Origin of the sequence: Frankia sp. AiPs1 (assembly GCF_023716945.1) — a bacterium.
Classification (GTDB): Bacteria; Actinomycetota; Actinomycetes; order Frankiales; family Frankiaceae; genus Frankia.
In genome coordinates, this window is sequence record NZ_JAMQQF010000236.1 from 1 (window position 1) to 8600 (window position 8600).

An 8600-nucleotide genomic window follows, 5' to 3' on the forward strand; every position below is an offset into this window, starting at 1 on the left:
TCGCGGCGGCGATGCCGGCCGCGGGAGTCGAGGACGTAGCCGGGGTCGAGCTCGGGCGGCGAGTCGCCAGCGGGGCGGTCAGCACGTCCGAGGGTCCCTGCGCGCTCGACGCGAACGGGGCGCTCGGGACGTGGGACCGGTTGATCGGCCCGGCGGCGCGGCCATCCCCGGCCAATCGACCACGGATAAGCACCAGACTCACAACCGCCAGCGCCAATGCGACCACTACGGCGATGATGCGTCCCCACCGGATGGGCAGAATCCTGCCCGGCTTACCCCAGGGAGAACGGTGCCGCCCCGCCGAACCCGGGCCCCCCGCAACGTCATGCGTCATCACGGTCGAGATTAAGCCGACGGATGACCTCCAGGGGGTCAATTCACTCGTTTCCGTCACGGAGTGCGGCGAGATTTCATTGAGTTTCGCAAATGTAACGCAACGTGGCTATTTGTGCCGATCGGCGGGGGCGGGGCGGCGCCGGGGTGACCGGCCCAGCCGACGACCCCACCAGACCCACCAGGTAAGCGTGTGGGTGACGAGTGCGAAGCCGAAGAGCAGATCCTCGACCGGGGCGTACGCGATCCGCAGCCCCAGGATCGCGCCCGGATCGTAGACGACGATGCCGAATCCGGTCAGGATCCCGTTGGCGAGCAGCTGGAAGGCGACGATGATCCCATACGAGACCCAGAAGATCCGCCGGGTCAGCAGCCGGGTGCGCAGGAGCCACAGATCCGCGGCGACCGCCACGGCGACTCCGAGGATCGCCAGCGCCGTGTAGCTCATCCGCCCGGGCCCCCGGGGTCGGTGGACTCGGCGGCGCAGTCGTCCGCCGGCTCGTCACCAGCCGGCCAACCGCGCACCGACCGGACGGCCTCCAGGGTTATCACCGCGCAGACGGGAACCACGAGAAAGAACAGCAGCTCGTCCAGAGGCAGGCGGCCGGGTAGCCGCACGCCGGTGACGCTGCGCGGGTCAAAACTCCAGTGACCGGCTGCGATGGCGTACACATCCCAGCCGGCGAAGATCGCGACGACGGGCAGCAACGTCAGCAGCAGGCGACGAGGACGGACGTAGACCCTGGTACCCAGGAACAGTTCGAGCGGCGCCGTGCCGAGCAGGCAGCCAACCAGGACGGCGAGGTAGCTCAGGTGCCGCACGAGCTGCCACTCAGGCTGTCCGCAGCCGCCGGGCGAGCGCGGCGGCGCCGGCGGCGGGATCCTCGGCGGCGGTCAGCGCTCGCACCACGACCACCCGGCGGGCCCCCGTGGCGAGGATGTCGTCGAGGGTGTCCGGACCGACCCCGCCGGTGACGAACCAGGGTTTTGCGCCCGGTTCGAACGGCGGGGCGTGGCGGGCGGCGAGCCGGGGCAGCCCGAGCCCGACCGGTGGACGCCCCTGTTTGGTCGGCGTCGCGTGCACCGGGCCGACGCACACGTAGTCGACGTCCGGGTCGGCCAGTGCCGCCAGGAACTGCTCGGGACTGTGCGTCGACTGGCCGATCAGGACGTCCGGGCCGACCAGCCGGCGGGCGAAGGCAGGCGGCACGTCGTCCTGGCCGACGTGCAGAATGTCGACTCCGGTGAACGCGGCGAGGTCGGCGCGGTCGTTGGCGCTGACGAGGGTGTCCCGGCCGACGCCGGCCGCCTGGATCTCGCGCAGGCCGCGCACCTCGTCGGCCCATTCAAGGCTCTTCTCGCGCAGCTGCACCAGGTCGACGCCGCCGCGGCCGGCGGGGCCGATCACGGCGTCGAGGAACGGGCCGAACTCGGCCCGCCGCGGCGTGCAGAGATACAACCGGGCGTCGGCCAGCCGCCGCAACCGGTCCGCCCGTGCCGCTGCGCCCGCCGCCGGCCGCCCGTCCCCTGCCGACCCGTCCCCCGCGTCGGCGGGGGGTGTCGGTCCCGTTGTGGGTGTCGGTCCCGTTGTGGTCAACTCATCCTCCGGCGACGGCACGCACGATCTCCAAGGTGTCACCATCCGCGAGCCGGATGCCGGACAACTCCGACGGGGTGAGCGCCACCCCGTTACGTTCGACGACCACCGAACCGGGCCGTAGGCCGAGCTCGGCGAGCAGGTCGGGCAGCGGCTGGCCGTCCGCGACCACGCGGAGAGCGCCGTTGACGACGACCTGTGCCTGGGCAGGTCCCGTCGGCGGGGTGGGCGCCGACGCCGAGGCGGGCGGCGGGCGATCGACCATGTCCCGACCCTACGGGAGCCGGCAGCCCACAACAGCCTGGAAGCTCAGCACGGCGAAGTACGCACGACCACGCCGGACCCCGGACGACGCCGACCCACGACGACGCCGACCCACGACGACGCCGGGCCCGCGACCACACCGGGCCCACGGCCACAGCGGGCCCGCGGCCACGCTGCCCGGTCAGTAGGCGAGGGCCTGGGCTCGCCGCTTGACCTCCTTGCCGCGGTCCTCGACGAGCGCCCGAATCGGGGTGCCGGGCAGGCTCGGATCCTCCCGAAACAGCCAGTCGAGGGCCTCGTCGTCGGTGAACCCCGCGTCGGCGAGGAGCGTGAGCAGGCCGGGCAGGCCCTTGACCAACTCGCCGTCGCCGATGAACTCCGCCGGCACCCGCAGGACGCCTCCCTCCCGCCGGGCCAGCAACGTTCGATCGCGCACCATCTGACGAACTTTGGTCACGGGAACCTGCAACTGCGTCGCAGCGTCAGGCAGGGTCAGCCAATCCATGGTCAACAGTAAACACCCAAGTCCGGATCGGCGTCGTGGGGTGCCGGCGGGGTTCCGTACCACCCGTGACCTCGCCAGTCCCGGCGACGTCCGGCGCCGACACACGATCACAACCGCACGATCACAGCGGCACGATCACAGCGGCACGATCACAGCGGCACGACCTGCGCGCCGCCGGTGGCCACCGAATGCACCGCCGCCTCGAGCACCGCGATCACCGGGCGGGCCGCCTCGACGCCGTAACCCGCGAGGGGCCAACCGGAGACCAGACTGTCGGCGAGGTCGCGGTAGAACGCCTCCGTGCCGCCCCAGGCCGGCCCGGGCGCCGGCAGCGGATAGCGGGTCCGGACACCGTCATAGGTGGTGAGCAGCAACGAGACCGCACCGGCCGCGTCGTCGTCCGGCGCGCCCCGCCGGCCGGCGTGCCGGCCCGTGGCGGCGGGCCCACCGTCGAACGGCTCGAGGTTCGCGGCGAAGGCGTCGTCGAGGATCAGCGTGCCCGTGCTGCCGAGTACCTCGAGGCTCGGGCGGGCCGCCACCGTCAGGTCGGAGACGGTGATCTGCGCCTCCGCACCGTTCGCGAAGCGCAGCAACAGCCGGCTGTGGTCGGCGTTGCTGACGTGGTACCAGACCCGTTTGAGCTCCGCGGCGCTGACCCACTCGACCGGCTCGTCGACGAGGGCGAGCACCTGGTCGACGCCGGCGGCGCCGCGGTCGTGGAGCTGGCCGCCGCTGATGCGCTCGTCGTCGCGCCAGGTCCCGGCGGGTCGGCGCAGCCCGCCGCGGTGCACTTCCAGCCGCAGCGGCTCGCCGATCGCGCCACGGCCGACGGCCGCCCGCAGCGCGTGATAGCCGGGGTCGGTCCGACCCTCCGGGTAGACGGCGAGCAGCAGGGACCTCTCGGCCGCGAGTTCGGCGAGCTGGTCGGCGTCGGGTGTCGCCAGGCACAGCGGCGCCTGCACGACCACGTGCTTGCCTGCCTCCAACGCTCGCCCGGCCCACTCGAGGTGGGTGTGCGTCGGGGTGGCGACGACGACCACACCGAGCTCGGGGTCGTTCACCAGGTCGTCGGGGTCCTCGACCCGGCGGGGCAGCCGACCTGCGGCATGCGCGGGAGCGCGACCCGGGCCGCCGTCACACAGGGCGGTCAGCTCCAGCCCCTCGGTCGCGTCGAGGCCCGCGTGGTGGGCCGCGGTGGTGTCGGGGGTGCCGAGCAGGCCGACGCCGACCGGCGGCGCGTCAAGCACGCCGAGACAGTGCCGCAGCCACCGCCCGACGAGCCGGTGGTAGGCCGGGTCGCCGAGCACGGCGGCACCCGTGCCCAGGGTGAACATGCCGAGCCCCGTCGCCGGCCGCCAGGTGCAGACGGGAAATTCGCCCATCTCGTGGCGGATCAGCAGCAGCCGCTCGACGTCGTCGGCGACCTTCTCCGGGATGACCCAGCTCTCCCGGGGTCGGAAGTCGCCTGCTCGGGCCATGATCGCGCTGCCCTGCGGCCCGGCCTGCAACCGCAGCTCGTAGGGGGGCGTCGCCCGGCCGGGGATGAGGCCGGACGCCTCCACCAGCGGGCTGTCGGCGGGCAGGGCGCGCACGGTTGGGCCGGCCAGCAGCACCGGGACGGACTGCCGGGCGCGGTCGAGCAGCTCCTGCTCGACGTGGTCGAGGGGACGATCGATGAGGACGAGAAGCGCGTCCGCCGACCGTGCCGAGGTCGGGCCGAGACCCGCTGCGCGCAGATGGTCGCCGAGCGCGTTCACCCCGGGCAGGTTCGACACCAGGTGAATGCGAGGCACGCCCGGCACTCTAGTGGTCTTACCGACACGTGCCATCATTCGGGTCGAGAAGGGCGGAGCAGGCCCTCTCGACATTACGAACAGTGCGCCACATCTACCCTCAAAACGCGCATGGGGGAATTGCATCGGCACCGTCCGCACGCAGAACAGCGCGTTAGCGCCGGCATCATCCGGGCCGGCTCCGCCGGGTCGGGTTCCGAACGGGAAGCCTTGGGCGGAGTGCTCTGCACCGGCGGCGTCGAGTTCCGCCGCCACCGCGGCAATGTCGGCGGGCGGGCCTCAGCCCAGCGCCGCCCGCTGCGCCGGCGACTCGGCGTGGGGACCGCCGGTGAGCCGGTCGGCGGGAGGGCCTGCGGTCGGATCGACGAGGGGGAATGCGTCCTTCCACACCGGCTCGTAGCCGGCCGCGACGAGCATCGCGGCGACCTCGGCCGGCGGGCGCTCGTCCGAGATCGAGAACTGCTCCTGCGCGGTACCCGGCGAACCGTAGCCGCCGGGCTCGGTGGAGGAACCCGCGCTCATCGTCGTCACGGCGATACGGACCAGGCCGTCGCGCATCGCCGCCGGCTCCCGGGTGGACAGCGTCAGCGCGAGGTCGGGCTCGAACAGCCGCAGGGCCGCGTACGCCTGCACGAACTCGGCGTCGGAAACGACGACGACCGGCGGAAACTCGCTGGCACTGGGCTTGATCCGCGGCAGCGCGACCGACACCTCGGTTCGCCAGTACCGCCGTGACAGGAACGAGGCGTGGGCGGCCAGGGCGAGCACGTCGGCCCGCCAGTCCGGCGCGAGGCCGAGCAGCGCGCCGATCCCGAGCCGGCGTGCCCCGGCGCCCGCGGCCCGCTCGAACGACGAAAGCCGGCGGTCGTAGTCGCGTTTCCAGCCCGCGACGTGCACCTGCGCGTAACGGGCCCGGTCGTAGGTCTCCTGGTAGTGGACGACGCCCTCCAGCCCGGCCCGCACCAGCCGGGTGTAGGTGTCGTCCGACCAGGTCTGCGTCTCGATCGACAGCGAGGGGAACACCGGCCGCAGCCGCTCCACCACGGCGACGAGGTAGTCGGCGGACACCTCGACGCGGTGTTCCCCGGCGACCAGCAGCACGTGGCGAAAGCCCCGCTCGGCCAGCAGCCGACCCTCGGCCGCCACCTCGTCGACGCTGAGCGTGCGCCGCGCGACCGGTAGGCCCTTGGCGAAGCCGCAGTAGGTGCAGGACGACAGGCAGGCGTTCGAGACGTACAGCGGGGCGAACAGGCGCACAGCTCGGCCGAAGCGGCGCAGCGTGGTCGCCCGGGCGGCGAGCGCGAGCTCCTCCAACCGACCGGTCGCGGCCGGCGAGAGCAGAACGGCCAGCTCGTCGAGGCCGACCCGCCCCGGCGCCGGCTCGCCCCGGCCACCCGGACCGGGAACGACCCGGCGCAGCACCTCGTCGACCTCCGCCGGCGTCGCGCGCCGCGACCGCTCGGACAGGCCGGACAGGTCCAGCGCGGCAAGCTCGCGGGCGAACTCCCCCGGCGGCGCGCTCACCCGGCCACCCTGTCATCGGCATCGGCATCGGCGTTGCCGCAAGCCGCGGAGCCTGCCGAGGCGGTCGCAGGGGCCGAGGCGGTCGGGAAGGCCGCCTGGACCGGGGTGCCGAGGAAGCCGGTGAGCGGCGAGGACGCGGATGCCGCGGCGGCCGTCCCAGGCCCGGCCTGCCCGGCCAGGTAGCCCAGCCGCCCGGCGATGGTCGCCAGTGCGAAGGCCCGGGCCATCCGCACCGGGTCGGCCGCCACCGCGATGGCCGTGTTGACCAGCACCGCGGCCGCGCCGATCTCCATGGCCTCCGCCGCGTCGGAGGGCACCCCGAGGCCGGCGTCGACGATCACCGGCACGCCCGCGCCCGCCACGATCGCCTCGATCGCGTCCCGGGTGCGCAGCCCGCGGTTCGAGCCGATCCAGCTACCGAGCGGCATGACCGTGGCGCAGCCGGCCTCCTCCAGGCGGCGGGCCAGCACCGGGTCCGCCGAGCAGTACGGCAGGACGGTGAAGCCGTCGGCGACCATGAGCTCGGCGGCGCGCAGGGTCTCGATCGGATCCGGGGCCAGCGTCCGCGGGTCCGGGGTGACCTCCAGCTTGACCAGGCCGGTGCCGGTGGCGGCGCGGCCCAGCCGGGCCAGCCGCAGCGCCTGCGCCGCGTCCGTGGCACCGGAGGTGTTGGGCAGCAGCGTCATCCCCGGCGGGACGAAGTCGAGCACGTCGCCCGCACCGGCGCGGGCGAGGTCGACCCGGCGCAACGCGACCGTCACGATCTCGGCGCCGGAGGCCAGCAGGCTGTCGCGCATCACCTCGTGAGCCGCGAACTTGCCCGTGCCGACCAGCAGGCGGCTGCCGTAGGGGCGGGCGGCGATCACGAGCTCATCGCTCTCGACCGGCTCGACGGCGCCGGTCGCCGCGAGGCCGGGCGGCCGGGACGACTCCGACGTTCGACGGGCGCGATCTGACGGAACCTGCGACATGATGACCATCCTCCCCACGCGCGCATGACCGCGATCGGGTATGCGGGTCGCCGACGGTGTTCCTGGCCGGCCTCTCAGCCCATGTCCACGGGCTCCCCGGTGCAATCCCAGTCTAGCCGGCCCGCAACCGCCACCGAGTGCGGATCGATGACGTCGCCCACGGGCGGCGGCCGGACCGGGGGCCCACGGATCGGGGACCCACGGATCGGGGGCGGCACCCCGACGGGCGACGTCTCGCGCTCATCGTCCTCACGGACGGCGACGACTCCGACGTGTCGGGGCACGCCCATCGCCGGCCGGGACGGATCCGGCGGTATCCGTGCACCGCGGCGGATCCGCGCAGCGCGGACGCCGCATACCCGCTCGGTCAGGGATTCAACCGGCGCCATCGGCTTGTTCGGCGATAGGCAACGCCACGTTCGCAGCCATGCCGATGCGTTCGCCACCGCTGCGCGGCCAATCCGGAACTAACGCCGCGTGGCTCCGGTAGCGGCATGGTTCGGCGGCGATCGTAAACTGTCTCTCGTGGATGCCACCGTGGCCGACCCCGTCATAGGTCGGCTTCTCGACGGCCGCTACACGGCGCAGGAACGACTCGCCGTCGGCGGCATGGCGACGGTGTACGTCGCACACGACAACCGGCTGGACCGGCTCGTCGCTCTCAAGGTCATGCATCCCAACCTCAACCACGACCCGGAGTTCGTCAGCCGTTTCCACCGCGAGGCCAAGGCCGTGGCGCGGCTGAACACCCCCCGGGTCGTCTCCGTGCTCGACCAGGGCTCCGACCACACCCCGGCAGGTCTGATCAACTACCTGGTCATGGAGCTGGTGCGCGGCCGGTCGTTGCGCCAGCACCTGGGCACCCGGGGGCGGCTGCCGGTCGCCGAGGCCGTCGAGATCATCGAGCCCGTGATGGAGGCGCTCGCCGCCGCGCACGACGCGGGCATCATCCACCGCGACATCAAGCCCGAGAACATCCTGCTCGGCGACGACGGCCAGGTGAAGGTCGCCGACTTCGGCCTGGCCCGCCCGCTGGGCCAGCCCACCCAGGCACTCACCGACGGGGTGGTGATGGGCACCGTCGGGTACCTCGCGCCCGAACAGGTGACCCTCGGCACCGCCGACACCCGCAGCGACGTCTACGCCGCCGGGGTCGTGCTGTTCGAGTCGCTGACCGGCCATCTTCCGCACAGCGGCGCGACCGCGATGTCGATGGCCTACCAGTCCGTCCACGGCGACGTGCCGGCGCCGTCCACCATCGTCGAGGGCGTGCCGGCGGAGCTCGACGGCCTCGTGCTGCGGGCCACGGCGCGCGACCCGTCCCGCCGCCCCGCCGACGGCGCGGCGCTGCTCGACGAGCTGCACCGCATCGGCCCGTACCTGCCCGCGCCGGACGCCTACCAGACCGGCTTCACCGACGAGGTCGAGCGGATCGGCCTGATGGGGCCGCCCCCCGACAACCCGGGGCCCGGCCACACCCGCTCCTTCCAGTCCACCGGCTACGACACCGGCTACGACGATCCGCACGGCGCCGCTGCGTTCACCGACGCGAAGTCGGGGCGGCCGAGAGCGGGCCTCGCGGCGCACGACCCGGGCGCCGGGCCGCCGTACGC

9 protein-coding genes, 1 pseudogene and 1 riboswitch are annotated in these 8600 nt (G+C 73.4%); of the genes and pseudogenes, 1 reads left to right on the forward strand and 9 read right to left on the reverse strand.

Going from position 1 to position 8600, the window contains the following annotated elements; all coding sequences use genetic code 11:
* The 9 genes and pseudogenes from ND748_RS34695 to ND748_RS19000 form a co-directional block, all read right to left on the reverse strand.
* Window positions 1–202: pseudogene (locus ND748_RS34695) on the reverse strand (hypothetical protein); the annotation flags it as partial.
* 240 nt (window positions 203–442) lie between these two features.
* The gene (locus ND748_RS18965; protein ID WP_251747327.1) at window positions 443–781 is read right to left on the reverse strand and encodes a lycopene cyclase domain-containing protein; all 339 of its coding nucleotides are present in this window, start codon (window positions 779–781) and stop codon (window positions 443–445) included.
* Entirely contained in the window at window positions 778–1155 is a 378-nt protein-coding gene (locus ND748_RS18970) for a lycopene cyclase domain-containing protein (RefSeq protein ID WP_251747329.1), read from the reverse strand. The genes ND748_RS18965 and ND748_RS18970 overlap by 4 nt, the downstream gene beginning before the upstream one ends.
* 10 nt (window positions 1156–1165) lie before the next feature.
* Window positions 1166–1816, reverse strand: coding sequence for a thiamine phosphate synthase (locus ND748_RS18975; RefSeq protein WP_251747345.1), 651 nt, complete (start codon window positions 1814–1816; stop codon window positions 1166–1168).
* Between the two features lie 115 nt (window positions 1817–1931).
* Window positions 1932–2195: a sulfur carrier protein ThiS gene (thiS, locus tag ND748_RS18980; RefSeq protein ID WP_251747331.1), complete on the reverse strand. Its 264-nt coding sequence runs from the start codon at window positions 2193–2195 to the stop codon at window positions 1932–1934.
* Window positions 2196–2375: 180 nt separating this feature from the next.
* Entirely contained in the window at window positions 2376–2699 is a 324-nt protein-coding gene (locus tag ND748_RS18985; protein ID WP_374215974.1) for an Rv2175c family DNA-binding protein, read from the reverse strand.
* A gap of 149 nt (window positions 2700–2848) precedes the next feature.
* A complete protein-coding gene (locus ND748_RS18990; RefSeq protein ID WP_374215973.1) occupies window positions 2849–4492 on the reverse strand; it encodes a Gfo/Idh/MocA family protein in 1644 nt (547 codons plus the stop codon).
* 279 nt (window positions 4493–4771) lie between these two features.
* A complete protein-coding gene (gene thiH / locus ND748_RS18995; protein WP_251747341.1) occupies window positions 4772–6016 on the reverse strand; it encodes a 2-iminoacetate synthase ThiH in 1245 nt (414 codons plus the stop codon).
* Window positions 6013–6987, reverse strand: a complete 975-nt coding sequence (locus ND748_RS19000) for a thiazole synthase (protein ID WP_285902363.1) — start codon at window positions 6985–6987, stop codon at window positions 6013–6015. Before ND748_RS19000 ends, thiH begins: the two co-directional genes overlap by 4 nt.
* Window positions 6982–7096: riboswitch (TPP riboswitch) on the reverse strand. Its footprint overlaps the gene before it by 6 nt.
* A gap of 428 nt (window positions 7097–7524) precedes the next feature.
* Here ND748_RS19000 and ND748_RS19005 point away from each other — a divergent pair.
* The coding region (locus ND748_RS19005; protein ID WP_251747343.1) for a protein kinase at window positions 7525–8600 on the forward strand (1076 nt) is incomplete at its 3' end.